Genomic DNA, 25,264 nt, shown 5'->3' on the forward strand with positions numbered 1-25,264 from the left:
AAGTGAGGTTCATCTTTGAATCTTAGTTGTAAATTTGATCTCGAAAAAAATCTGAAGGATAATGACTGCTTTGCTAGTATTTTTAAGTCTCATTTTGATCGTAGTAATTGCTATCCAAATTGGTAAAGTTACCGAATTGGCTGCAAAAATCCGAGGTGAGGAAGAAATGCAGGAGATCAACAATGGTAGGCAAGGCCTATACATGGTTGTATTTTTAGTTGCCTTTTTGGCAATTACAGCCTACACTGGGGCATTTTATAAAAACTATTATTTGGGCTACGGCCCAATGAAAGCAGCTTCCGCGCATGGTGGCAAGATTGACGATATGTTCAATCTTACTTTGATTGTATGCGGAATTGTTTTTGTGATCACCCAAATTTTGCTGTTTTACTTCGCCTGGAGATATTCCGGACGTCGCAACGCCAAGGCAAAATTTATCGCCCACGACAACAAACTTGAAATCATCTGGACAGCGATTCCTGCAGTAGTAATGGCGTTTCTGGTAATTCGCGGTTTGGATGCATGGAACTCCATCATGGCAGATATCCAGCCAGGCGATGATTATATGGAAATTGAAGCTACTGGCTTTCAGTTTGGTTGGGCACTGCGTTATCCGGGCCCCGACGGAAAGCTGGGAACCAAAAACTACAAACTGATCACTGGTGTAAACCCATTGGGTCAGGATTGGACCGACGAAAAAAACGTCGACGATTTCCATGCAGATGAATTGGTATTGCCTAAAGGCAAGAAAATTCGCGTGCGGATTACCTCCAAGGATGTATTGCACAACTTTTATCTGCCTCATTTCCGGGTGAAAATGGATGCCATTCCTGGTATTCCGACTTACTTCGTATTTGAGCCACAAAAAACCAATGAGGAGTTTCGCGAGGCTTTGCGCGACTACCCAGAATACCAGGTGCCTTCTGATCCAAAGGATCCCAATTCCAAGCCAAAATGGGAAGTATTCGATTATGAATTGGCTTGTGCAGAATTGTGTGGAAATAGCCACTTTGCGATGCGCAAAACGGTGAAAATCGTAGAGCCAGAAGCATATGAAATGTGGGCTGCCCAGCAAAAATCGTATTACTTGTCCAACATCCGCTTTAAGGATGAAGATCCAAACAAAGACAAGCTGTTTGGTGCTGAAATCGAAGCGCGCAAAGAAGAATTTACCGAAGCATTGGATAGCGCCTTGATGACTTCCAAAAAAACGGTTCAATTCAGCTATGTAACTTTCGCAACTGGTTCTGAAAAACTGACTGGTGTATCTCGCTATGAGCTGGACAACCTTATTGCGGCGATGAAGGAAAAGAAAGGACTGAAAGTACAATTGGCCGGACATACCGACGATGTAGGCGAAGATACTCAAAACCAGACGCTTTCCCAAAGAAGAGCTGATGCCGTCTTGAAGTACTTTGTTAGCAAAGGCGTTGATGTAAGCCGTTTGAATGCTAAAGGCTTTGGGGAAGCACAGCCTGTAGCAGCGAATGACAGTGATGATAACCGTGCCAAAAACCGCCGTACGGAGTTCCGTATTGTAGGTCAATAATAGCTTGATAATATTTGACTGGATAACTGGTTAAATAAAAAGAAGTGAATATGCTTAAATATTGAACCAAGTTGGTTCAATTGAGTTGTTATGGAAAAGTAACTCAAATTAAAATTTAGCATTGTAAACGTTTTTAAAACATTCAGCCGATGGCTCAAGTAGCAAACCATCCAACGACGCAAGAAGAAGAGCTGATTGAACAGCTGGGATATGATGATCATTTTCACGAGCATCATGAAGGTGACCGTTATCAGTCCAACTTCATCAATACTTATGTATTCAGCATGGACCACAAAATGATTGCCAAGCAATTCCTGATTACCGGGATGGTCTGGGCTGTGATTGGTGCGGGCATGTCTTTGATTTTTCGTTTGCAATTGGGTTTTCCAGAAGAAAGCATGGCATGGTTGAAACCACTGCTGGGCAAATGGATCATCATCAATGCAGAAACTGGAATGGGTACGCTTTCGCAAGATTTCTATTATGCGTTGGTAACCATGCACGGAACCATCCTGGTGTTTTTTGTATTGACAGCCGGCTTGTCTGGTACCTTTAGTAACCTGTTGATTCCATTACAGGTGGGAGCACGAGATATGGCTTCACCCTTTTTGAATATGCTTTCGTACTGGTTCTTTTTCATGTCAGGGATGATCATGTTTTTCTCCCTGTTTGTGAGCACTGGCCCATTTGCGGGTGGTTGGACCGCTTATCCACCCTTGAGCGCCTTGCCACAAGCTTCTGCTGGCTCTGGTGCCGGGATGACCTTGTGGTTGCTCAGCTTGGTGTTCTTCGTCGTATCGGTTTTATTGGGTGGTATCAACTACATCACTACAGTACTGAACATGCGTACCAAAGGGATGACCATGTGGCGCATGCCACTAACCATCTGGGCGTTCTTTGTAACGGCTATCATTGGTCTGTTGTCTTTCCCCGTATTGGTATCTGCTTTTATGCTGCTGATGTTTGACCGTGGCATGGGTACCAGCTTTTACTTGAGCGAGATTTATGTAGGTGGACAGGCGCTTGATCACGTAGGTGGCAGCCCGGTATTGTACCAACACTTGTTCTGGTTTCTGGGGCACCCTGAGGTATACATCATCATCTTGCCTGCGATGGGTTTGGTATCGGAAGTCCTTTCGGTACATGCACGTAAACCTATCTTTGGTTACAAAGCGATGGTATTCTCGATTTTGGCGATTGCATTCCTTTCCTTTATCGTGTGGGCACACCACATGTTTATGTCTGGTGTGAACCCCTTTATCTCAAACTTCTTCGTGGTCTTTACCTTGATCATTGCGGTACCCTCTGCAGTAAAAGTATTCAACTGGATTTCGACCATTTATGGTAGTAATTTCCGGTTCACTGCGGCGAGTATGTTTGCAATTGGTTTTGTATCCATGTTCATTTCGGGTGGTTTGACAGGTATCTTCCTGGGCAACTCGGCCATCGATATCCAACAGCACGATACTTATTTCGTAGTAGCGCACTTTCACATTGTAATGGGGGTTGCCGCCTTCTTCGGAATGTTTGCGGGTATCTACAACTGGTTTCCAAAAATGTATGGTCGTTTCATGAACGAAACCCTGGGTAAGATTCACTTCTGGGGTACGATGATTGGCGCTTATGCGATCTTTTGGCCCATGCACTACATTGGTATGGCTGGTGTACCTCGTCGTTACTACCGTTTTGATACTTTCGCTTCTTTCTCGCACTTCGATGATTTGAACAAATTCATTACGGTTGCTGCGATTGCTACTTTTGCATTTCAGATATTGTTTGTAGTCAATTTCTTCTACAGCATCTGGAAAGGCAAAAAAATGACTACACTTAACCCTTGGGGTGCATCAACTTTGGAGTGGACAACAGCGATTCATCCAGTACACGGAAACTGGTCTGGTAAAATTCCTACTGTACACCGTTGGGCATATGACTATGGCAAGGATGGCAAGGAGTTTGTATCTCAGATTACTCCTCTGGCAGAAGGCGAAGTTGCTGGAGACCACTAAGTACAGTCAATTGAAAGCGGCAAATGCGCCGGTTTTTACGATAATTTGATCTTTTCAAAATGAAGAAAGTACCAGAAAAGAAATTGACTGGTACTTTCTTGAATTTAATTTAAGATATTCCTGTGGCGGTAGAAACAGCAGTGGTAAAACCTTTGTCTGCTTTTTGGCAAAAGGTTGAAGATTTTAAATTACTGGTAAAATTGCGTTTGACCCTGACCGTGGTTTTTTCCTCAGTCATGGCTTATCTGATTGCCGTACCAGGCCCAGCTTCTGGGTTGAGTATTGGTATCCTTTGTTTGGGCGGATTTTTGGTGACTGCTGCGGCTAATATTCTCAATCAGGTTTTGGAGAAAGATTTCGACCGATTGATGAAACGTACAGCCAATCGCCCATTGGCTACTGGCAGGATGAAAGTGGCGGATGCCGTGTTGATGGCAGGATTAATGAGTATGGTAGGGATTACTGCACTGGCACTTTTTAATCCCTGGACTGCTTTCTTTGGAACATTGGCTTTGGTATCGTATGCCTTTTTGTACACCCCATTGAAGCGCATTTCCCCGATTGCAGTAGCAGTTGGCGCTATACCAGGAGCATTGCCTACTTTGATTGGTGCGGCGGCTGCTGAAGGGTACATTTCTGCTTTAGGGTTGACCTTGTTTACGATTCAATTCTTCTGGCAATTTCCCCATTTTTGGTCAATTGCCTGGTTGGGAAAAGAAGATTACGAACGTGCAGGATACAAATTGCTTCCTGGCCCTGAAGGGCAGAAAGAAAAATACACTGCGCTTCAGTCTTTTCTATATGCCCTGGTGCTTATTCCGGTAAGTTTTTTACCACTAAGTTTGGGCGTAGCAGATTGGATTGCGACGGTCTGTATAGTGGTTTCGAGCATCTTTTTTACGTGGTTGGGCTGGCGCCTGTACCGCAATAATGACCGCAAATCGGCTTTGCACTTGATGTTTTTCTCATTTGTGTATATTCCGCTTGTTTTAGGAGTTTTATTGGTGGATCAACTTTAATTTAAAAAATGATGGAAGGAGCCTTTTCCAATGTTTACGGTCGGAATAAGATACATCCTCAGTCTTTTGCACTGCTGGTTGCGTGCGGAAGTATTATGATGATGTTTGCTGCTTGGACGAGTGCCTATCTGGTGCGCCAAGCTGCTGGCAATTGGCTTGAATTCAGTTTGCCACAAGTATTTACGCTCAGTACGGTGATTATCCTGGCGAGCAGCATTACTTTGCACCTGTCTTATCGGGCTTTTTTGAATGGCAATGAGAAAGTATACCAATATGGTCTGGCAGCAACGTTGCTGTTAGGGATCACGTTTTTATTCACTCAATACCTGGGATGGTTGGCATTGTCGGGCATTGGTATCGAACTCAGTACGAACCCTTCCGGATCATTTGTATATGTGTTTTCATATGTGCATGCTGCTCACGTAGTTGGGGGTGTTACAGCCCTTGCCCTTGCAGTCATACATGCATTTTCGCTGGGTTTAAAGGTTACTCCAAAACGAAAACTTCGCTTTGAACTGACTTTAATCTATTGGCATTTTGTAGATTTGCTCTGGGTTTATCTATTTTTCTTTTTGATGACCCAAATGTAACAAAAACTAATTGTTGGAAATAAGCAAAATTCAGCTATCTAATGGCGAATACTGATACCGCACTTGAACATCATGTTCATGAACTTGACCACCAAGGTGATGATGCCTGGTCTGGAGCACAGTCTCCTTTTAAGGTAAGCTATGGCAAAATAATGATGTGGTACTTCCTTTTATCGGATGCCTTTACTTTTGCCGGCTTTTTGATTACTTATGGTGCCCTCCGCTTTAGTAGTCCTACCTGGCCTGTACCAGATTTTGTATTCTCTACCGACCCATTTGGCATATCAGACTATTTCGGAAAGGCACCATTGATTTTTGTAACCTTTATGTCTTTTTTGCTGATCATAAGTTCCGTAACCATGGTTCGTGGAGTACAGGAAGGGCACCGTGAAAACAAAAACGGAGTGTTGATTTGGATGGTTTTAACCATTTTTGGTGGTCTTGGCTTCTTGGGTTGCCAAGCTTGGGAGTGGACCAACCTGATTGGAAAAGAAAACATGTCTTTGACCCGCAATACCTTTGGTACACACACTGCTGAAGGCTATTATTTGGATCACGAAGGCAAAAAAAGTGCAGAAACCTTCCGTGAAGGCGAGAGTTATCTGATTCACCGCCATGCTCCAGGAGGTCACAGCGCCGAACATGGTGCTCAGCACGAATATAAGCAAGGTGATCAGGCTGGATACCTGTTGGATGAAAAAAGCTTTGTACACCGCAAATTTGTGTACACCGCTGGTGCTAAAAAAGGGGTAACACAGACAGAACAATTTGGTCCAGCAGCATTTGGTGCCTTGTTTTTCTTTATTACGGGTTTCCACGGTTTCCACGTATTTTCTGGGGTGGTATTTTTGACCATCATTGCGCTGAATGTAGCGAGTGGTGTATATGTTACCCGCAAGAATGGCTACGAAATGGTAGAAAAGATAGGTTTGTACTGGCACTTTGTAGACTTGGTATGGGTCTTTGTGTTTTTGGTATTCTATCTCCTTTAGAACTTTATGGTTGAACCTTTATAACTCTCGATAGATGTCAAATTTATCTTACGAAGAAAGCAAAAAACGCGTGCGTTACGGTCTGGTTCTCCTGGCAGTAGTCACGGGTATTGAAGTACTGATCTCCCTTTTTGGCAAAGGCTACATGATCAGCAGCTTGCAGGGAAACATTATTGTACTGGCAACCTGTGGTTTGCTGATTGCAGTATTGTCTTTGTACAAGGCATACTTCATCGTATACGAGTTCATGCACATGAAATACGAAGTAAAAGGATTAGCGATGAGTGTCGTTCTTCCAATGCTTTTGCTGGTTTGGGCAGTAATTGCTTTCTTTCAGGAAGGTAATGCCTGGAAAAGCCGTCGAGATGAAATTCAGCGACGAAATGCTTTGCCCGCAACTCCTGCCAAGCAAGGTAGCCTGTTGCCTCCACATACTTATCAAATGGATTGGAAAGGTTAATCTTTTCAAGGATGAACACAAAAGGCGGGTCAAAACCCGCCTTTTGTGTTTAGATGAAGCTTGTTTTGAAATACAAATGACAATGGCTTCCAAAACAATTCGCACTTTTGAATGTTTTGATAGCACAATTGAAAAACAGGATTGAATGAAAAAGTGGATTCAACCGCTGGTGCTTTTTGCGATGTTGATCGTAATGCCGGCACTGAGTTGGTACTACCTGAAAAAAGGCGAGCAGTACCAGGTCAAAATGCGCGCCGAATTAAAAGATTACGGCAAATTACCTTCCTTTACCCTTCCCAAACTATTGGATACAAACTCCATCAACCTTGCTACTGATCTGAGCAATAAGGTTGTCATTGCCAAAGTTTTGGATGCAAATGAACTGGAGTCTGACGATGATTTGCGTTTTGCGCTGGGCAGCCTACATACTCAATTTGACGAAAGAAGTGACCTTGTCTTTTTGCTGCACACCACCATACAAGATACAGGTAAGATAGGGGCTTTCCTTCGACAGAACAAAATGTCTGATCCTACTCAAGTTTTGGTTACAGGCAGCGATCCGAAACTGGTACAGGCTTACCATTTCCCAAAACCAGGCATGATGGCCATTGTTGACACCTTAGGTGTTATTCGCAGGTATTACAACTACCGGGATGGCAACGAAGTGCGTCGTTTGACGGAACACGTAACCGTATTGATGCACCGCGACAAGAACAATGACCCTTACTTGAACCGTGAAAAAGAGAAATAGCCATGGAAGCAAACGTACTATTGGAGAAAAAACTCAACAGAGTAGCTTGGGTAATTACTGTAGCCGTGCTGGGATTGGTGGTCATGATGCGGAGAGTAAAAATTCCGATGCCTGAAGGGGTTGATTTAGGCTTTCTGCCACCCTTTTATGCGACTTTGAATGCTTTGACGGCAATTGTATTGCTGGTCGCTTTGTATTTCATCAAGCAAAAAAAGATACAGCAGCACCGCAATGCTATTTATGTAGCGATTGCCTTGTCGTCACTTTTTTTGCTGTCCTATGTGGCCTACCATTTTACCACCCCGGAAACCTTGTTTGGCGATGCCAATCGTGATGGAGCGTTGAGTGAATTGGAAAAAGTAGCCATAGGCGGAACCCGCACCTTTTATTTGGTACTATTGCTCAGTCATGTTGCCTTGGCAGCAGGGATCTTTCCTTTTATCTTGTTTACCTTTATTCGGGCATACACCAACCAAATTGATCGCCACCGGAAGATGGCGCGTTGGGTATTCCCACTTTGGCTTTATGTGGCCATTACTGGCCCTATTTGCTACTTTATGCTGGTTCCTTATTACTAGCCTGACGCAAAAAATTACTTCCCGATTTTTTGAGAGGGTTTTGAATAGGAAGCTCACTTGAAATGAACCGTTCGACTTCCTATTCAAAACCCAAAATCGGGAAGTAAATTTTTCTGCTTTACTTAATTTCCTTAAATTTGAATAAAAATTGCCGATATGAACGCAAAACAATGCTTTAGAATTGGCTTGATCATAGCCATCTTGTTAGTGATCTGCTCCCCTTACCTGGATGCCCAATGCCCCATGTGCAAAATGGCCGTTGAAAGCAACCTGAAAGGTGGAGGAAATGCAGGAAGAGGCCTGAATGCGGGCATTCTTTACATGTTGGCTACCCCTTACTTATTGGTAGGTGGCTTGGCCTTTGTATGGTGGCGCAATCGCCGCAAAAACGCAGATCAGGAATAGAAGACGTAGAGACGCGAGACCTCGCATTCTTTGTATTAGCAGAGACGCGATTCATCGCGTCTCTGCAATTATTCTTTTTCTGGCTTTTCAGAACGATCGTAATGTAAAAAGCTGGAGTAAAACAGGGTTCCCCAACCCGTCAAAAGGCACAATCCTCCCAACGGAGTAATCGGACCAAGCCAACTGACAGATAGGTGATGCAATTCTTGGGTACTCAAGGCATACAGGGAACCAGAAAACACCGCCACTCCGACAGTAAAGGCCCAAGCGGATAAGCGAAGTATTTTCTTTCTACCAAAATGGCTTAAAATGGCAATCATTACGATCGCTATGGCATGGTAGAATTGATACCGAACCGCTGTTTCAAAGGTATCAAAACGCTGAGGGCTGAGATGGGGGCGAAGGCCGTGGGCGGCAAATGCACCCAGTGCCACGGCCAAAAAACCGAGCAGGCTCCCAATTCGAAGAAAAACATTTCTCATAGGAATAATCAGGAATTGTTGTGTCCGTAAAGATAAGTCAAAAACTGGGATTGCCAACGCTTTACGTTCACTCCTTCCTTCGGCTAATTTCAGGGCTAATCGTTCTATTTGTATGTAATGGATGTCAAGGTCCTTCACGCATTGAAGACTGTATCCCTGCAAATACTCTGGCAATTGTTCCTTTTGTTGATGTTCAGGGAAAAATGCCCTTCGATGATCAGGGTTGGCACAAGGCTTTGTTGCCATTGACAAAACAACAAACTGGCATTTTGTACCTCAATCGTGCTGCTGAAAACCTTCAAATAGTCCAGCTTGAAAATTATACTTTAACATCTACTACGGAATTAAGGGGTATTTCCATTCAACATTTTCGCCAGCGGAAAGACTCGGAAGAATGGTCTTTGGCGCAACTCAATGGCATTAATCTGCTGTCCAATCAAGCCTCTTTGGTGGAAGAAGCCATTTTGGATCTAAAAAATAGAAGATGCGCGGATTGGGTTGAGCCTTTTGCTCCCCATCAACTGCAATTCTTTTATCCCAAATTGGCCACTTTTTTAGGACTAAGCAAGAATGGATTAAGTGAAATAAGCGATAAGGTAGTTGTACAATTTGAACCTGTGGCAAAACAGCTTTCGGGGGAATTCTTTTTCAACCAGCACATTGCCGTCTATTCAACTTCCATCTTATCCTTCATTCCAGAAGATGTTTGTTCCTTTGAACCCTGGTGGTCTATTTCCCCAAAGTATGCATGGATCAACGCCTTATCGAAACAACAGCCTTTTCTCGCACAGATGGGGGACATTCAAGATCCTGAAACCTCCTGTATATTGCCCTTTGACAATGCTTATTTAGCTCAAAAAGCGCTCAAAATCCTTGCAGAACGCTTTGGTGCATTGCCCGCTATCCCTTACCAAACGTATACCATTCAGCCCGTATTGGATTTGGGTTTGAACGACTTAGGGATTCATCAAGCTGCATTGATGGCGATGGATCGATACCTAGTCATTGCTCCTTCTGCAAATATCCTGGAACGCTGGATTGATGCACTGTTGGTAGGCAATACGGTGCAGCAACACTTGAAAACTCCTGTCAAAGGATTATGGGTTCGCGTGAATCGGGATCGTGGTTTGGGGAAAGCAATAGCAACCCTTGACCAAAAATTGAGCCTTGGCCTTAATGTCCCAATCGTGTTTGAGCTCCAGGGAAATCTGCATCACGGCAAGTGGGATTTTTCGACAACCCATCCAATTTCTGAGCGTGGGAAAAAGGTACAAATGCTCTGGCAAACTGATCTTCCCACCGAAGAAGTTGTTCAAATTGCTGCCTTGGATCAATGGAACGGATGGTGCATGGAAACTCCTGATCATGCTTTGGTACTATTGGATCATCAAGGGAAAATGCGTTGGTCCAAAAAACTGGATGGCGCAATTAAAGGAAAAATTATTGAACAACCCTGGTTGAATCAACCCCAAAGTCATCTGTTTTTTGCCACTTCCACTTCCATTTACGGCTTGCAATCTACCGCAGAATCCCTTCCAGGATACCCCCTTTCTTTGCAGGTGTCGACCAGTTCTGGGATCACCATTGGCGGTCGGGATCAATTCCTGTTTTATGCATGTGCCGATGGTCGCATTTATGGTTTAAATGCCGATGGTAGCCCATTGAGTGGCTGGAATCCTGGCCCGAGAATCGGTAAGGTGACCCAGTCCCTGGAGTTTTTTCAATCTGCCACAGCAGATTATTTACTTGCGTTGACGGAGGAAGGCCAATTGCACGTATTGAATAGGGGAGGGCAGCCCCATTTTTCTCCCATCAAAATTAATGGGTCTAGCCCAAGCCCAGTCTATTGGCAATGGGATCAGCACAGCAAACGAATAGTCGTTGTAGATGGCGCCGGAAGAGCACGGGTTGTGGATGCCGATGGAGCAGGTTTTCCATTGGCCTTAACTTCTGGATTACAAGGTGAAACTCAGCTTTTTATGGTAGACCTGGTTGGAGATGCACGGAAGGATTATCTAGCTGCTGCTGAAAACCAACTGTTTCTACACGCTTATCAACAGAAGGATTACAAGTTGGTGTTTCAAAAGAAATTTGATTCCAAAATTGGAGAAATTGAAATCCATAGCCGAGGTGGAAATGCCTTGATTTTCTTGAGCATCCCTGCCAAACATGAAGTGTGGGCCTTGGATGTCAATGGCAAAATTTTGCCCGGTTTTCCGGTAGCTGGAGATAAATTTACTTACTTGAATTCAGCCGAAATCTTGATCACGACGATCGACAATCGTGCTTTCGGTTATGCTAAGTCTGACGCAAAAAATTACTAATTGGTAACTACTCTGCCCACTCTCTTTTTGATGGTTTCGAACAACACATAGGGATTGAAGGGTTTGGGTATAAAGTCATCCATTCCACAGTTTTTGATGTCAACCTGGGTCTCATAGGAGGATGACGCAGTAAGCGCAATAATCGGAATTACCGAATTGAAACGCCTGATCCGGGTAGTAGCGGTTATGCCATCCATGACCGGCATTTGCAAATCCATCAGAATAATGTCATACTCATTTTGTTCGCACATTTCAATGGCGATTTTGCCATTTTCAGCCAAATCCACTTCCGCTTTCCAGTTGGTCAGCATGGTTTTGGCCATAATGCTGTTGATGTACATGTCTTCTACCAACAAGATTTTTATGCCCGACAAGTCATGAGAAAGTTTGGGTTTTGAACCTAAAAGGACGGTTTCTTCTTCTGGACATTTCCCAAAATCGATAGAAAAGGTAAATTCTGAACCTTTACCCAATTCACTTTCAACGGAAATCGTTTTGCCTTGCAGTTCCAATAATTTACTCACGATTGAAAGCCCTAGGCCTGATCCACCATATTGGCGGTCAATTTCGGAATTGGCTTGAGTAAAACGTTCAAAAATAATCTGCTTGGCATCTGGAGCAATACCGATTCCAGAATCTTTGACCGTAAACTGAATAGTGTGAAAATCTTCGCTTTCGCTGAGCTTATTGATCTCAATTTTTATTTGTCCGCGATGCGTAAATTTAATGGCATTGGAAATCAGGTTGTTCAGAATTTGGCTTAAACGAACTTCATCCCCCAAAACCATTTCTGGCAATTCATCATCCAACATGACGCTGATTTTGTTTTCGCGCTCATTGGCCTTAAACATATTGGCCAGCTTGATCTCATGGATGAGGGTTTTGATGTTGATCTTGTTGTGCAAAAAGTCGATTTTGCCTTCTTCAATTTTTGAGAAATCCAGGATGTCGTTGACTAGGTTCAACAGATTTTGAGAAGAAACATTGACTGCTTGAATGTATTCCTCTTGACCAGGCAAGTGCTCTTCTGTTGTCAAAAGGTGAATAAAACCGATAATTGCATTCAGCGGAGTTCGAATCTCATGACTCATTACCGAAAGGAAATTGCTTTTTGCCTTTGACGAAGATTCGGCAATTTCTTTGGCTTTTAGCAGCTCTTCTTCCAAAATTTTGGTCTTGACAATCTGTTGCTCCAAAAATTGAATTACATCCAGCAATTCTTCACCATGATCTTCACTTTGGGTATTCGCATCAAGTGCCAAAGTGACTGCTTTGATTTTTGAAATGGACTGTTGCTTTAGTTCATTTTCCCTGCGCAGATCATTCAATAGCTCTTGGTATTCTTTTTCGCTGACTTCAAAGGCATGCTCCGTTAGCCGCTTATCTCGTTCCATCGAGTAATAATGGCTGGAGATAGCTTGTAAAAAAACATCAAAATTAGGGTCAACAGGTGCTGGACCATTGAAATGTTTTTGGAGCTGGGCTGCTAACGTAAGATGCATGTCCATGGTTAAAATGGCGAATTAGAGATTTTCATAAAATCCAGTAATCGTCATGGTTTGATTGTGCAATTCACAACGGCCACTGGGGTTGTAAGGGGATAGCTCTCCATAAGAATAAAATCCAGTGATGGCAGTGGTTTCCCCCAGGATTGATCGGGCTGCCCAAACTTCTTCCTCGGTTCGGGTTTGCAAAACCAATTTGCGGCCTACACAACTCACCAGAATGGCCAAATCTATTTGATTGTGAACCGCCTTATTCATCACCTGACGAGCTGATTCAGCCGATGCCTCAGTTAATTTATCAAAGTTGGCTTTCATCAACCTCACGGTTGCTGCTTCGGGCATGTTTCCTGCAAAGGTCATGCTTTTTTGATCCTCATCAATGGTCAAAATAGTTCGAACGAGCTTTTGATCGCTATCCGTTGTTTTGATGGAAATAGGAAAGAGAAGTGCAGATCCCGGCAGTTCATTTGAAAAGGGACCCAGGTATTCTTTGTACAAATCTAAGGCATTTTTTCCATCAATTTCATATAGTACGTTTTTGTCTGATTTGGTGATGATCCGATCCCGACCAAATTCATCCCACCCCCCCAAAGAACTATGATAAACTTCAAGTGCATCGCCGTAAAAACCAACAGCGATTATATTTCCTTCTCCAACCGCATCATTTAACCCGGTGAGGGTACTCCCAAAATTACTGCCATCGCCGGCAAGTCCTCCACTAATGGTTACACCTATGTTGTTTTCGGAATTCAAGCCGGCAATCAAGTCACTGCCGTTCACTAAAGTACCATCCGAAACGAGGAAAATACTTTTTAATCCTAGATTGTTCAATGAATTAAACAAATGCTTGCCTGCTTCAAAACTATTGGGGTATTCTTGGATTTTGATCAATTTGCTTTGCGTACGCGTAGAAGCAAACGAAATGGCGGTAATGCAAAGCGAATCATCCAATACCTGATTCTCCATGATTTCACCTGCTGTAGAAGCATAAACGATATCCGCATCTGGATACTTTTGTCGGATCTTTAAGCGCATGACATCATCCGCAATCAAATGTTTAGCACCAAAGACGAGCGCCATGCCAACATTGGTTACATCGGCATTTGAATTTCCATTAATGGGAATCCATTCGTTGGAAGCAAGAATGAACTGTTGCGTTTTCATAATTTTAGGTAGTAAGTACAGTGTTTGAAATATAAGCTATAATAAGTCCTTAAGATACGATACAATTGGTAGAATGACAAATATAGAGGATTTTTTTTGAATGTGTAATTACTCCTTTTTCATTTAAATGTGGCGTAATTATTGTTTATTCACAAAAAAAGCTGGACAATGTTCAATCGCCCAGCTTTTTTATGATGATTTAGAATCCATTAAGCAGGCACAGCCTGAATGGCCTCTATCTTCATAGTCCGTTGTTTCATCAATTCGACAATCTCTTCTTTCGACTTGAAGGTGCCGTTGAAGTTGACCACATGATCGGCCAGTTTATCGTACTTTTTCTGCATCAACAGGATGAAAACACGGAGGAAATCCAGGTTTTCAAACACCAAAGCCTTGTTTTCTGCATACTCATTTTGATGTTGCAACAAGTGATTGGGGTGCTCCGTCCAGTGCATGTGCGGGAAAATGTGGTGGCTGATGTGATAGCCATCGTTCCAACATTTGTGGTTGTAGAAGTGGTTGATACAAGTTCCACTGTTTTTGTAAGGATTTTCTGGATCCTCAGCATCTACAAAACAGTGCTGTGACCAGTTGCCCAACATGGCTACTACCCGAAATACGATCAATGGGAAAATAAACGCAAAGAAGGTAGCAGTGAAGTTGACAAAGCAAAGTACAATCACCATCGTATAAAACGCAATTTCACCAGCAAGGATGCGGTTCATGAAAAACTTGCGGTTCTTGGTACGGTGGTAGAGGTACAATTCGTATACGCCAAACAGTAGGAAGCGAGTCACGTATTTGCGGAAATCGCGCATGTCATCTCGTTGGAATTGCAGCGTGGAGCTACCATCGGTTTCCATGTTATTTTCGGCGTGGTGCATGCCAATGTGGTGTGCGCGGTAGGTCTCTGGCGTATGACCAAACAAGGGCGCCAGACACCAGGGCAAATAGTTGTTCAACGCCTCGTATTCCTTTTTGAACAAAGGCCGGTGGATGGCGCAATGCAACATTAAACCAAATGGCCCTTTGAAATACAGGTGGTTGAGGTAAAAATGAGCCACAAAAACCAGTCCCCAAACCCAACCATGCGTAAAAAACAGCAAGACAGTCAGTGGAAGCAAAGTCAATGTGATTTTGGCGGTAAGCTGCATGAGTGGTAAATCCCTAGAATCCTTAAGCAAGCTTACCCAGAAGCGATCCAGAAAATTCAATGGCTTTACTGCGCTCATTGGATCCTGAATGGTAATTTGTGCAAAATCTCTCATTAAAATACTGATTTTTAGACGTAAGTGGAAGTTCATTAAAAGAGCATGAAGTAGAATTTCAAACACACTCTTGGGGAATCATTACCAAATTAAAAGCCGAAAGATAAACATAAACAACGGCTTCCCCTACTTAAATCCCACCAAACCGCTGGTACACGTCATTTGGATTAAAGTCGCTCATCTGAACGTAGAAATTTGGTTTTGGGGCTTTGCTTTTCGAATACCTGAATCAATTTGAACACTGCTGGAATTTGAAGGTTTAGCCGTTCGGCAATACTTGCCGGGATGTTTTGCCGGCTGAATGGCGCAGTAAGGGTGTATTGCACGCCTTGGCCAATCTGGCGACCGTACTTGTAATCGTAGGTAAAGCGGGTGCCATCGGGTTCAAGCCCAACTCCGGGCAGGCTGGTGTTGGGTACGCTGATGAAAAATTCGCTGTTTTGCAGACTCCCCGCTGAATTGGTCAATTTTTCAGCCTGGAGATGGGCATACAATTCCCGAGCTGTATTGACCGAAGGATCAACCAGCGTGATTTCTTTGGCCAACAATTTGCGGTAGCGGTATCTGCCTTTTTCTTTGTACTCCCGGAGTTCTGAGAGTACCTGCTGGATGGTTTGCGTCATGTAAGGATAGTGGGTACAGCCCAGGATCATGGCTTTCATGGGCTCAACTTCGGGGTTGCTTAGCATTTGTTCCAGCAGGGTTACGAGGTGGTACCGTACATAGTTTTCAGCAGAGTTGATTTGCAGGTCGCCACAATCATCTACCCGTTTGGCATCGCACAGCATTTTATAGGCACTGAAATCGAAATTGTAAATTTTCATCAATTGCCGGTCAATTTTCAGGCTGGCTTCGGTTTTAACATTCGGCCCGCGGTAAATGGGGCGTACTGCAACCGCCTTTTTATCAATATAATTCAATTCTTCATCAATGGCCTCGGCCAAACCCACGCCTCCTTGACTGAACACCTGGATGTTGCCGCTATAGCCCAATTCTTTTTTGTAACGTTCAATGGCGCGCTTGTAGCCACCTGATGCAACCGTGCCTGCAGTAGCAAACACGCCGATGGTACCATTTTCGTCCTTTTTAAACAACTCCAACGCCCCGCGAGATCCTGCATCGATGACCCCAATCACTTTGATGTCTGATTTGGCTTCGCGCAGCATTTCTTCAATGTATTCTTTGCCGTAAGCGGTTGCGGTATTGCACGCAATCACCAGCGCCTTAATGGGTTTTTTATCTGTTGAGAGGGTGGTATTCTGGTAGTATTTGTTGCCCAACATGAATTGGGCATCTTTGAGAATGAGTTCTTTCAAAAAATCGGTTTTGCCCACCGAAGAATAATTCCCGTAAGGCATGTTGGCCTGATCTGCGAGGTAGATGAAATCTTCGGTAGAAAAATCTTTGACTCCATCTTGTCCTTTTGCGCCAGTCTGGTTGTTGTATTCGTCAAAACGCACAATGGCATCAAATACAGTCAACCCACCTGTGCCTGAATCAAATACGCCGATGGGGAGTGCAGCATCCTTGCGCGGATAATTTGCAAAATCGATGTAGTGGTAATCAGCAGGATCGCGTAAGATGCTGTTTTTGATGTCTTTTTGGGCGTGTGCTACAAAACAAAACAGAATACTCGTGATAAGCAAATAAAAATATTTCATGGTTTAGACAGGTTTGGTACTTTTGTAAAATTAATTCTTTTTAAGAAAAGAACAGATTATTTGTTTTTCTTGATTGTTTGTTTTAAGTTTGAAATTAGATTTAGATTGTCCTTGTATAATCAATTATTTGTTTTAAATTGCACTATGTTAGGGTTTAATTATAAAAAAGCGGTACAGATTCTTAACTACTTTGCCAAAAACGAGGGAGGTCAAATCAATAAAATGAAAGCCCTTAAATTGATTTGGCTTGCCGATCGTTTGCATATACGAAAATATGGCCGACCAATAGTCAATGATGTATATTTTGCAATGAGATTTGGCCCCGTACCTTCAAACACCAAAGACCTTATTGAAGCTTCTGAATTCCTTTCTGATGAGGAGTTGTCATATCGGAATAATTTTATAGAGTTGATTGATCAGCAACAACGATTTTATAAATCAATTAATAATATTGATGCAAATGTTTTTTCAAAATCTGATTGTGAGTGTATTAAAAATGTAGCACTTCAATTTGCAAAAAAAGAGCCTTTTCAATTATCAGATATCTCTCATCATTATCCTGAATGGACAAAATTTGAAAGTATGCTCAATAATGGAGAGAGTTCTAGGTTTCAAATGGAATATGAAGACTTTTTCGGAAACCCAATAAATTCGAATGATTCTATATTTGAAGAGGAAGAAGGTTTATTGGATCTTGCTAAAGAAATTTATTTGGAAAATAAATACATTGCTCAAGCTTTATGAAATTACCCTTACCTTTATTTCAACAAGGAATACAGGCAGGGAAAATATATTACTTCTCTTCTGCTGAAATTTCTCCAATCCCCCATTTCTTTATTTGTATCGCTCGAAGTGAGAACGAAGTGGTGTTTTTAGTGTGCTGTACTTCTCAGTTTGAAAAAAGGCGTAAGTTTATAGAAATGCGAAATTTACCTTATTCAACTTTGGTATGGGTTAAGCCAAACGAAGAAAATGGCCTTGAAAAGGATACTTTTGTAGATTGCAATTCAGCTCCATTGGAGTATTCTATTGAAAATTTATCTCATCGATATGATTCTGGAAACTTGGAATTTAAAGGTGAAGTTACGGCTTCAGTTTTGGAACAAATAAAAATTGGCCTCCTTGATAGCCCTTTGATTGAAGAAAATCTCAAGGAGGCTCTTAAATATCTTATTCCTTAAATCCAGGTCCTTTTACAAATCTCCCGGCTGCTTTGCCCGTGGGTTCGCCCTTGTCCAAAACCTGAATGCCATTGACAAATACATGCTGCACACCCACTGAATACTGGTGCGGTTTGTCAAAAGTGGCCTTGTCGCCAATGGTTTTGGGGTCAAAAACCACAATGTCTGCAAAATAACCTGGTGCCAGCATGCCGCGTTTTTTGATTTTGAGGTTGCTACAAGGCAACGCACTCAGGCGACGGACTGCTTCTTGCAGGGTGATCACCTTTTCTTCCCGCACGTATTTGCCCAGCAAACGGGCAAAATTGCCATAAGCACGTGGGTGCGTGCTTGATTTGAGAAAATCACCTTCAGCCGCCAGTGCCCCTGCATCTGAACCAAACGAAACATAGGGCAGCTCAATTTGTTTTTTGACATTGTCTTCCGACATCAGGAAATACACCGTTCCTACCCGGCTGCCATCCTGAATGACCAGGTCACAAGCGGTTTCTTCGGGGCTGGTGCCTCGAATTTTGCTGACAGCACCCAGCGTCATTCCAGTAAATTTTTTCAAAGAATCCGCCCGAAACTCTACCAGGAGAATGTTTTCAGGCGATCCAGCTGCGTAGTACAGGTTTTCCCAGTCCTGGGCGTTGGTTTTCATTTCGGCAATGACGCGTTTGCGTGAAACCGGGTCTTTCAGGCGTTTTACCCAGGCTTCGTAGCCGCCTTCTTGTGCCCAGGTGGGCATCGAGGCATCCAATCCCGTTGCGCCAGCCACATAATTGTACATGTCTGCGCTGATTTTCAAACCAGCTTTTTGAGCGCTGTCTATTTTGGCAATCACCCGATCCATTTTAGGCCAGTTGCTTTTGCCCGCCGCTTTGAGGTGGTAAATTTCTGCGGGGATCTTGGCTTCTTTCGCAATTTGCAATACTTCATCTACAGCTTCCAAAAGCTTGTTGCCTTCGCTGCGCATGTGGGTGATGTACATGCCGCCATATTGTGCGGCAACCCGACTCAGGGTGATCAGTTCTTCGGTAGAAGCATAAGCCGCAGGAGCATAAATCATGGATGAACCGATGCCTAAGGCCCCTTCTTCCATGGCTTCGCGAGCCAGCATTTGCATTTTGGTCAGTTCTTCAGGGGTAGGAGGGCGGTTTTCATAACCAATTTCATGGATGCGCAGGGTGGTTGCGCCTACAAAAGATGCCACATTGGGGGCTACTCCTTTTTTCTCCAAACCTTGCAGGTATTCGCCCAAGGTTGTCCAATCTACTTTGAATTTGACGTCGCCCTGGTAATCCCGGGCATCTTTTTTCATTTTGTCATTGAGCGGCCCCATCGACTCGCCTTCTCCCATCACTTCCAGGGTGATTCCTTGTTTGATGTCGCTTAAGCCTCGGCCATCTTTGATCAGACTGATTGTACCCCAACTCAACATGTTGACAAAGCCTGGACTAACTGCCATACCTTTGGCATCGACTTCGGTTTTGCCTTTGCCACTCACGGTTCCAATGGCAGCGATGGTATCGGCATTTACGGCAATATCGGCTTTGATGGGCGCTTTACCACTGCCGTCGTAAAGGGTGGCGTTGCGGATGACGAGGTCGTAAGTTGGCCCCGTTTGGCAGGAAAAAACCAGGCTAAGTAGGCAGACAAAACAGACAATTGAATATTTGATGGACATTGGCGAACGTTTTTGATTCACCAAAGTAGACAATTATCCAGGATTGGCAAAATTCAACTCACAAAGCTTTTGTCATCAAATAATTCACAAATACCAATCCTTTCCATTCTTTGCGGTTCTCTTTCTCCGTCAGGAAGCCATGCTGGTCAAAAAAAGGTTTGGCGGTAATGCTCACTTCGGAGTCGATTTTTGTAATCCCCAGTTCGCGGGCTTTTGCTTCCAGGATCGCCAAGAGGTCGGTGGCAATGCCTTCGTTTTGGTGCTTATCGTGTACGTAAAGATGATCCAGGTACCCTTCCGTAGTTAAGGAAATGAACCCCAACAATTCGGAGTCTTCGGTATCTGCTACCCAAAAATGCAAGCTTGAGATTTTGTCGAGCCAAAACTCTTGATCAAACGCAGCCTCTGCCCAGGCCTGGATGTGTTCTGGGCTGTAATCTTTGGCGTTTACATTGTTTACGGTGGAAAAAAACAAGCGGGTAATGCCCTCTAAATCGGCAGGAGTGGCTGGACGAATTTGCATGAAACCTAGTTTAGGCAACAAATATAAAAAAATAGCGGGGCCAATTCAGCCCCGCCCGATACTATTCGCTTATCTGCTCTGATAACTGAGCGCAGATTTATATTTTCCAGTATTTTCCCATTCTTTGATCTCATCCGCATGAAAGCGGTACATGTCAAAAAAAGTAGGAATGCACGAGCTAGCAATGGGGCTAGGTGCATTGAACAACACACAAATGGCTACTTTTTCTTTGCGGTCAAACGCCAACTCACTGCGATAGCCGTTGACGTAGCCGCCGTGGTAAATGAGGGTATCGGCCCCACAATCCAGCACCCGCCAGCCCAGGGCGTAGTAGGCATCGCGCATGGGCGACCAATGCGGGAAAACCCGGCGCTCGTTGCTGGTAGTAATCAATGGCGTAAAAACGTGATCCAGCGTAGAACTTTTGATGATGTCGGGGCGATTGCCCAGCAATACCTGTAGCCATTTGCCCATATCGTTGATGCTGGCATTGACTCCACCTGCGGCAGCCGTATTGTAGTACTTAGCGGTAATGTCCATGCGCCCACCCAGGTTATCGTGTGGGAACGCTTTGTCTTTGGTTTGCAACATTTCCCGGTAAGTGACCGAAGCGGTTTCCATCCCAGCAGGTTCAAAAATGCGGTCGCGCAACAGTTGTTGGTAAGTATGGTGCGTCGTGGTTTGCATCACTTCCTCGATCAGACTAAATACTGCATTTTGATAGTTGTACATTTTGCCCAATGGAGCCGCAGGGCGCACCCGGCGCAGTCTGGCCGCAATGTTGCGCAAAGTCCAGCCACCTTCCACTAAATCAGAATACGTATGATAAGGCATGCCAGTGGTGTGCGACAACAAATGCGTTATTGTGGCATTTTCGGTATGGTCTACTGTAGACAATTGAAAATCCGGATAGTACTTTTTTACGCGGTCATTCCAGCCAAAACGGCCTTCTTCCACCATAATACCACTCAATACACCTGCAAATCCTTTGGACAAGGATCCAATGCGGAAAACGGTGTTGACATCAACGGAATCGCGTACCCGAGCGTTTTTGATCCCCAGTCCACGCATGTACAAAATGGAAGTATCCTTAATAATTACCACCGCCGCACCCGGGGTTCGTGACCCTTTCATTGCAGATTTAAAAAATTGATCAAAACTGTTGATCAATTCTCGCGTGTGTGGATTCTCAAGATTTTCTGGTAGGTACTTGAGTTCGCGTTTTACTTCTGATACCTCTTTTTTTGCCCAAAAATAAGGGATTGCTAGCATTGCCACCAACGCCAAAAGCGTTTTACCACTCCATCGCATAATTGTATATTTTTTTGGTATTCATGGAATTAAAAAGAACAAAAAGGACTTTGAGGTTCAATTCCTCATTGGGTTTAAGGCTTATTTAACCTTATGGCGGTATAGATAGCTTTTACAGTAATGCTTACATAATGCAGCACAATCTAAAGGTTACAGCATATTGAACTTTTTTTTATAAGTTAGTTAAACGATCCGTTCAACACTTTATTGTCGATCCATCGAGTACTTTTGGCAAATTACCGACTGGAATAGTGATTCATTTGGTCGTACCAAGATTAGTACCTATTTTGACGCTTGCAACAGATTACAACCACTCACATGAGCCACAAATTTTACTTACCCTTACTATTGATATGTATCGGATTGTTTCTTTATGTTCAAGTTGAAGCCCAAGATACCGGAAAGAAGCAAAATTTCACCTTTTATGGTACTGTAAGCGATTCTGTAACACAGGAACCCATCACTGGCGCCGCCGTATTTATTCAAGAAAACCGAATCGGGACTTACACGGATAAAAAAGGATTCTATGGCATCCCTTCCCCTCCGGGAAAATACACCATCAGGATCAGTTACCTTGGGTACAAAGCCAAAATTTTGGAGATCAACATAGATAAAAACATCATTCTAGATATTCCCTTGTCTGTGGACGCTCAATTTTTGGAAGAGGTGACCGTAACCAGCAATAGACCCGAAGAAAACATCAAAAATACCGAATCGGGTATTGCCAAACTCAGCATCCGTAGCATCCGCAAAATTCCTGCCTTTATGGGGGAAATCGATGTGATACGCAGTTTGCAAATGTTGCCAGGCGTGAGCACTGTTGGCGAAGGCGCAACCGGAATCAACGTGCGGGGTGGCAGCATTGATCAAAACCTGGTGCTGATGGACGACGCACCAGTATACAACAGTTCGCACTTGTTTGGTTTCTTTTCCATTTTTAACCCCGATGCGGTGCGTGATGTCACCCTTTCTCGTGGGGGCATTTCCGCAGAGTACGGTGGTCGAATTTCTTCGGTGCTGGATGTAAAACTCAAAGACCCGGATCTCGAAAAATCGACCTTCTATGGCGGAATAGGCTTGATCTCCAGTCGCCTGGGGATAGAAACTCCTTTGATCAAAAATAAACTGGCAATTCTGCTTTCCACCCGAGCTTCGTTTAATGATTTTTTGTTCAAACTGGGGCCGGATAAAATAAAGAATACGGTGGCCAATTTTTATGACCTCACCGGTAAAATCTTGTTTAAACCTTCAGAGAAAACGCGACTTTCCTATACTTCTTATTACAGTTTCGATGCCTTTAAATTGCCTTCCGATTCCTTGAATACGGTCAATGTAAATGCTACATCGAGCACCTACAAGTATCGGACGTACAACCAATCTTTGCGGTTTAACTGGTTTTTTACAACCAAAACTTCCCTGACGCTTTCTGCGGTGCAAAGTGTATACAAAGCCAATACCAGTGTGCCAGATTCCAGTATTGCCTTCAACCTCAACTCCGGAATCCGCATGAGAGGGCTCAAGGCGAGATTCGTGTACGTTGGCGAAAAACATACTTCCTCGTTTGGATTGGAAAATAACCATTACCAAATCAACCCCAATCAACTGGAACCCGGGCCTTTTTCCAATGTTCTGCCAGTAAGTATTCCCAATGAGTTTGCCAATGAATCTGCAGCTTATGTGGAAAACGAATGGAAAATCAATCCTAATTTCTCGGTTTTGGCAGGATTGCGGTATTCCATTTTTCAGCGCATGGGGCCAGATAGTGTGTACACTTATGCACCGGGCGCTTTGCGCACAGAAGAGAACATCACGGGTTCGCAATATTTCAGCGACAAAGAAGTCTCCAAATCCTATTCGGGATTTGAACCCCGCTTGTCTTTGCGTTTTGGACTTGATGAAAACACCTCGATCAAAGCGAGCTACAACCGCATGCGGCAGTACGTTCAATTGATCTCAAATACCACTGCCGCCTTGCCTACTGCCCGTTGGACTACCAGTGATGTTAATATTCAACCGCAGATTGCCGATCAGGTTGCTTTGGGGATCTTCAAAAACCTACAACAGAACAAATGGGAGACTTCGGCAGAAATTTACTACCGCAAGTCACAGCAATTTCCAGATTACCGGGATTTGGCAGATCTGATTTTCTCAAAAGACCTGGAGCAACAGATTATTCAGGGCAATGGCCGGGCCTATGGCATCGAACTGATGGCCCGCAAGAATAGCGGATTTTTAACCGGTTGGATGACGTATACCTATGCCCGAACTCAAATCCAGATTGATCCCAAGTACAGCTCGATCCACAACTACACTGGCGCCTGGTATCCTGCCAATTACGACAAACCCCATACCTTCAATATGATGCTGAATTACCGTACCGCCATCAACGTTACTTTATCCGGCAACTTTACCTTGAGTACTGGGCGGCCTTCTACGTTCCCCTATGGCAGTTTTACGGTGAATGGCAATACCGTGCCCATTTTCCCCAATCGAAATTTGCAGCGCATTCCGAATTACCACCGCCTGGATTTGGCGTTGATTGTTGAGCCCAATCCCAATGTGATCCGCAAATGGAAAGGCACCTGGATTCTTTCGATCTACAATCTATACAGTAGGAAAAATGCCTATTCCATCTATTTTGATTTGAATCCGGCATTACAAACCAATTCCTACAAACTGTCCATCTTTGGATCTGCGTTTCCATCCCTTACTTATAATTTCAAATTTTAATCAGCTCATGAAATTGTTTACCCGTTTTTTGATAGTATGCCTGGGGCTTAGCATGTGCACTTGTATCAGTCCCTTTGTGGCTGATGTGCCCGAATCAGTGGATGGAATTTCGATTACTGCCAACCTGACCACCCAGAAAGGATTGCAAGAAGTACGCCTTTACCGTCCTGCTCCATTTACCAATAAAGGCCTTAATGTGCCCATTCCCAAGGCCCAGGTCTGGGTAATGGACAATCAGGGTCAGCGCTATGATTACGTCGACGATGCCATCAACAAGGGTTGGTACGTGCCCAAAGACCGAAATTTTGTAGCGCAGATTGGCAAAACCTATGTCTTGCATATCCTGACACCCGACCAGCAGAAATACGAATCCAACCCTGAAACGGTCAAAGAGGTTGCTTCAATTACCAAAGTATACAGCGAAGAAATCATTACCGATGATATTAAAATAGGAGCAGCGATTAGCGGCTATACGGTGCTTTTGGATACCAAAGACCCTGCGACCAAAGGCGATTATTACCGGTGGACTTATCTGCATTTTGAAGATTTGGTGTATTGTACTCAATTTTTTGGTGTACCCTATGGCCAACGCAGAGAAACCTTGGTTGGGCTTACCTGTTGCGAATTACCTTGCTGGGACATTGAGCGCTGCTTCATCAATTGTACCAACATTATGTCAGATGCCCTGATCAATGGAAAAAGCATTACCCGGCATCCCATCGTATCGATTCCCAATTGCGCCAAAGATTACTACATCGAAATCCAACAACGCTCCCTATCCAAGGAAGCATATGAATACTGGCGCACCGTGGATCAACTTTCCTCCAACAACGGTAGCCTTTTTGATACCGCTCCAGCAGCAGTGCGTGGTAATTTGAAATGTACGAGTGATCCAAAGGAAGCCGTGTTTGGCTTTTTTGAAGTATCAGATGTAAAAGAAAACGGCTTTTTCATCAATCGGACTCAAACCACTAAACCTGCCGTGTTTACCTGTGCTCCATACCCTGCCAACGCCAACCCCTTGGCTTGTGCGCCTTGTGTGGAAAGCGCAACCCGAACCAAAGTAAAACCAAAATACTGGATCAAATAAACCTGG

22 protein-coding genes are annotated in these 25,264 nt (G+C 43.8%); 14 read left to right on the forward strand and 8 right to left on the reverse strand.

What is annotated here, in order from left to right; translation table 11 throughout:
* The first annotated feature begins 61 nt into the window (after positions 1–61).
* The 9 genes from ABW391_RS14695 (at position 62) to ABW391_RS14735 (ending at position 8,350) form a co-directional block, all read left to right on the forward strand.
* Positions 62–1,549 (forward strand): OmpA family protein, encoded by a 1,488-nt coding sequence (locus ABW391_RS14695; protein ID WP_353482643.1) that lies wholly within the window; start codon positions 62–64, stop codon positions 1,547–1,549.
* Between the two features lie 149 nt (positions 1,550–1,698).
* Complete coding sequence (locus ABW391_RS14700; RefSeq protein WP_353482644.1) at positions 1,699–3,555, forward strand: cytochrome c oxidase subunit I; 1,857 nt, start codon at positions 1,699–1,701, stop codon at positions 3,553–3,555.
* Positions 3,556–3,677: 122 nt separating this feature from the next.
* Positions 3,678–4,574: a heme o synthase gene (gene cyoE / locus ABW391_RS14705; RefSeq protein WP_353482645.1), complete on the forward strand. Its 897-nt coding sequence runs from the start codon at positions 3,678–3,680 to the stop codon at positions 4,572–4,574.
* A gap of 8 nt (positions 4,575–4,582) precedes the next feature.
* The gene (locus tag ABW391_RS14710) at positions 4,583–5,164 is read left to right on the forward strand and encodes a cytochrome c oxidase subunit 3 (RefSeq protein ID WP_353482646.1); all 582 of its coding nucleotides are present in this window, start codon (positions 4,583–4,585) and stop codon (positions 5,162–5,164) included.
* Positions 5,165–5,205: 41 nt separating this feature from the next.
* Positions 5,206–6,156: a cytochrome c oxidase subunit 3 gene (locus ABW391_RS14715; RefSeq protein ID WP_353482647.1), complete on the forward strand. Its 951-nt coding sequence runs from the start codon at positions 5,206–5,208 to the stop codon at positions 6,154–6,156.
* A 34-nt stretch (positions 6,157–6,190) separates the two neighbouring features.
* Complete coding sequence (locus ABW391_RS14720; protein WP_353482648.1) at positions 6,191–6,616, forward strand: cytochrome C oxidase subunit IV family protein; 426 nt, start codon at positions 6,191–6,193, stop codon at positions 6,614–6,616.
* A 145-nt stretch (positions 6,617–6,761) separates the two neighbouring features.
* Positions 6,762–7,367: a hypothetical protein gene (locus tag ABW391_RS14725; protein WP_353482649.1), complete on the forward strand. Its 606-nt coding sequence runs from the start codon at positions 6,762–6,764 to the stop codon at positions 7,365–7,367.
* 2 nt (positions 7,368–7,369) lie between these two features.
* Positions 7,370–7,945: a DUF420 domain-containing protein gene (locus ABW391_RS14730; protein WP_353482650.1), complete on the forward strand. Its 576-nt coding sequence runs from the start codon at positions 7,370–7,372 to the stop codon at positions 7,943–7,945.
* 156 nt (positions 7,946–8,101) lie between these two features.
* Positions 8,102–8,350, forward strand: coding sequence for a CAMCR motif-containing small membrane protein (locus ABW391_RS14735; RefSeq protein ID WP_353482651.1), 249 nt, complete (start codon positions 8,102–8,104; stop codon positions 8,348–8,350).
* Between the two features lie 68 nt (positions 8,351–8,418).
* Here ABW391_RS14735 and ABW391_RS14740 read toward each other — a convergent pair whose 3' ends face one another.
* Positions 8,419–9,078, reverse strand: a complete 660-nt coding sequence (locus ABW391_RS14740) for a DUF423 domain-containing protein (RefSeq protein WP_353482675.1) — start codon at positions 9,076–9,078, stop codon at positions 8,419–8,421.
* On the opposite strand from ABW391_RS14740, the gene ABW391_RS14745 reads away from it, so the two are divergent.
* The gene (locus ABW391_RS14745) at positions 9,078–11,156 is read left to right on the forward strand and encodes a hypothetical protein (protein ID WP_353482652.1); all 2,079 of its coding nucleotides are present in this window, start codon (positions 9,078–9,080) and stop codon (positions 11,154–11,156) included. The genes ABW391_RS14740 and ABW391_RS14745 overlap by 1 nt on opposite strands.
* Here ABW391_RS14745 and ABW391_RS14750 read toward each other — a convergent pair.
* From ABW391_RS14750 to ABW391_RS14765, 4 genes are all read right to left on the reverse strand, one after another.
* Entirely contained in the window at positions 11,153–12,658 is a 1,506-nt protein-coding gene (locus ABW391_RS14750; RefSeq protein ID WP_353482653.1) for an ATP-binding protein, read from the reverse strand. The two genes, ABW391_RS14745 and ABW391_RS14750, sit on opposite strands and share 4 nt — an antisense overlap.
* Positions 12,659–12,679: 21 nt before the next feature.
* On the reverse strand, positions 12,680–13,825 hold the full coding sequence (locus tag ABW391_RS14755; protein WP_353482654.1) for an FIST signal transduction protein: 1,146 nt from the start codon (positions 13,823–13,825) through the stop codon (positions 12,680–12,682).
* Between the two features lie 209 nt (positions 13,826–14,034).
* Positions 14,035–15,093, reverse strand: coding sequence for a fatty acid desaturase family protein (locus ABW391_RS14760; RefSeq protein WP_353482655.1), 1,059 nt, complete (start codon positions 15,091–15,093; stop codon positions 14,035–14,037).
* A 167-nt stretch (positions 15,094–15,260) separates the two neighbouring features.
* The gene (locus ABW391_RS14765) at positions 15,261–16,754 is read right to left on the reverse strand and encodes a glutamate racemase (RefSeq protein WP_353482656.1); all 1,494 of its coding nucleotides are present in this window, start codon (positions 16,752–16,754) and stop codon (positions 15,261–15,263) included.
* Between the two features lie 144 nt (positions 16,755–16,898).
* Between ABW391_RS14765 and ABW391_RS14770 the strand changes: the two genes are divergently transcribed.
* Both ABW391_RS14770 and ABW391_RS14775 read left to right on the forward strand, forming a co-directional pair.
* Positions 16,899–17,498, forward strand: coding sequence for a Panacea domain-containing protein (locus tag ABW391_RS14770; RefSeq protein WP_353482657.1), 600 nt, complete (start codon positions 16,899–16,901; stop codon positions 17,496–17,498).
* Positions 17,495–17,935 carry a hypothetical protein gene (locus ABW391_RS14775; protein WP_353482658.1) on the forward strand — a complete coding sequence of 147 codons (441 nt, stop codon included), beginning with the start codon at positions 17,495–17,497 and terminating at the stop codon, positions 17,933–17,935. Before ABW391_RS14770 ends, ABW391_RS14775 begins: the two co-directional genes overlap by 4 nt.
* Here ABW391_RS14775 and ABW391_RS14780 read toward each other — a convergent pair.
* From ABW391_RS14780 to ABW391_RS14790, 3 genes are all read right to left on the reverse strand, one after another.
* A complete protein-coding gene (locus ABW391_RS14780; protein WP_353482659.1) occupies positions 17,925–19,604 on the reverse strand; it encodes an N-acyl-D-amino-acid deacylase family protein in 1,680 nt (559 codons plus the stop codon). The genes ABW391_RS14775 and ABW391_RS14780 overlap by 11 nt on opposite strands.
* A gap of 58 nt (positions 19,605–19,662) precedes the next feature.
* The gene (locus ABW391_RS14785; RefSeq protein WP_353482660.1) at positions 19,663–20,127 is read right to left on the reverse strand and encodes a GNAT family N-acetyltransferase; all 465 of its coding nucleotides are present in this window, start codon (positions 20,125–20,127) and stop codon (positions 19,663–19,665) included.
* A 69-nt stretch (positions 20,128–20,196) separates the two neighbouring features.
* Entirely contained in the window at positions 20,197–21,438 is a 1,242-nt protein-coding gene (locus ABW391_RS14790; protein WP_353482661.1) for a serine hydrolase domain-containing protein, read from the reverse strand.
* Positions 21,439–21,756: 318 nt separating this feature from the next.
* Between ABW391_RS14790 and ABW391_RS14795 the strand changes: the two genes are divergently transcribed.
* Both ABW391_RS14795 and ABW391_RS14800 read left to right on the forward strand, forming a co-directional pair.
* Positions 21,757–24,168, forward strand: coding sequence for a TonB-dependent receptor (locus tag ABW391_RS14795; protein WP_353482662.1), 2,412 nt, complete (start codon positions 21,757–21,759; stop codon positions 24,166–24,168).
* A 7-nt stretch (positions 24,169–24,175) separates the two neighbouring features.
* The gene (locus tag ABW391_RS14800) at positions 24,176–25,258 is read left to right on the forward strand and encodes a DUF4249 domain-containing protein (protein ID WP_353482663.1); all 1,083 of its coding nucleotides are present in this window, start codon (positions 24,176–24,178) and stop codon (positions 25,256–25,258) included.
* The last annotated feature ends 6 nt before the right edge of the window (positions 25,259–25,264 follow it).

The sequence above is a fragment of the Haliscomenobacter sp. genome (assembly GCF_040403615.1).
Taxonomy (GTDB): Bacteria; Bacteroidota; Bacteroidia; order Chitinophagales; family Saprospiraceae; genus Haliscomenobacter.

Coding starts and splice junctions, on each gene's coding strand:
- ABW391_RS14695 (WP_353482643.1), top strand. CDS start 62: ATGACTGCTTTGCTAGTATTTTTAAGTCTCATTTTGATCGTAGTAATT.
- ABW391_RS14700 (WP_353482644.1), top strand. CDS start 1,699: ATGGCTCAAGTAGCAAACCATCCAACGACGCAAGAAGAAGAGCTGATT.
- ABW391_RS14710 (WP_353482646.1), top strand. CDS start 4,583: ATGATGGAAGGAGCCTTTTCCAATGTTTACGGTCGGAATAAGATACAT.
- ABW391_RS14715 (WP_353482647.1), top strand. CDS start 5,206: ATGGCGAATACTGATACCGCACTTGAACATCATGTTCATGAACTTGAC.
- ABW391_RS14720 (WP_353482648.1), top strand. CDS start 6,191: ATGTCAAATTTATCTTACGAAGAAAGCAAAAAACGCGTGCGTTACGGT.
- ABW391_RS14725 (WP_353482649.1), top strand. CDS start 6,762: ATGAAAAAGTGGATTCAACCGCTGGTGCTTTTTGCGATGTTGATCGTA.
- ABW391_RS14730 (WP_353482650.1), top strand. CDS start 7,370: ATGGAAGCAAACGTACTATTGGAGAAAAAACTCAACAGAGTAGCTTGG.
- ABW391_RS14735 (WP_353482651.1), top strand. CDS start 8,102: ATGAACGCAAAACAATGCTTTAGAATTGGCTTGATCATAGCCATCTTG.
- ABW391_RS14740 (WP_353482675.1), bottom strand. CDS start 9,078: ATGGCAACAAAGCCTTGTGCCAACCCTGATCATCGAAGGGCATTTTTC.
- ABW391_RS14750 (WP_353482653.1), bottom strand. CDS start 12,658: ATGCATCTTACGTTAGCAGCCCAGCTCCAAAAACATTTCAATGGTCCA.
- ABW391_RS14755 (WP_353482654.1), bottom strand. CDS start 13,825: ATGAAAACGCAACAGTTCATTCTTGCTTCCAACGAATGGATTCCCATT.
- ABW391_RS14760 (WP_353482655.1), bottom strand. CDS start 15,093: ATGAGAGATTTTGCACAAATTACCATTCAGGATCCAATGAGCGCAGTA.
- ABW391_RS14765 (WP_353482656.1), bottom strand. CDS start 16,754: ATGAAATATTTTTATTTGCTTATCACGAGTATTCTGTTTTGTTTTGTA.
- ABW391_RS14770 (WP_353482657.1), top strand. CDS start 16,899: ATGTTAGGGTTTAATTATAAAAAAGCGGTACAGATTCTTAACTACTTT.
- ABW391_RS14775 (WP_353482658.1), top strand. CDS start 17,495: ATGAAATTACCCTTACCTTTATTTCAACAAGGAATACAGGCAGGGAAA.
- ABW391_RS14780 (WP_353482659.1), bottom strand. CDS start 19,604: ATGTCCATCAAATATTCAATTGTCTGTTTTGTCTGCCTACTTAGCCTG.
- ABW391_RS14785 (WP_353482660.1), bottom strand. CDS start 20,127: ATGCAAATTCGTCCAGCCACTCCTGCCGATTTAGAGGGCATTACCCGC.
- ABW391_RS14790 (WP_353482661.1), bottom strand. CDS start 21,438: ATGCGATGGAGTGGTAAAACGCTTTTGGCGTTGGTGGCAATGCTAGCA.
- ABW391_RS14795 (WP_353482662.1), top strand. CDS start 21,757: ATGAGCCACAAATTTTACTTACCCTTACTATTGATATGTATCGGATTG.
- ABW391_RS14800 (WP_353482663.1), top strand. CDS start 24,176: ATGAAATTGTTTACCCGTTTTTTGATAGTATGCCTGGGGCTTAGCATG.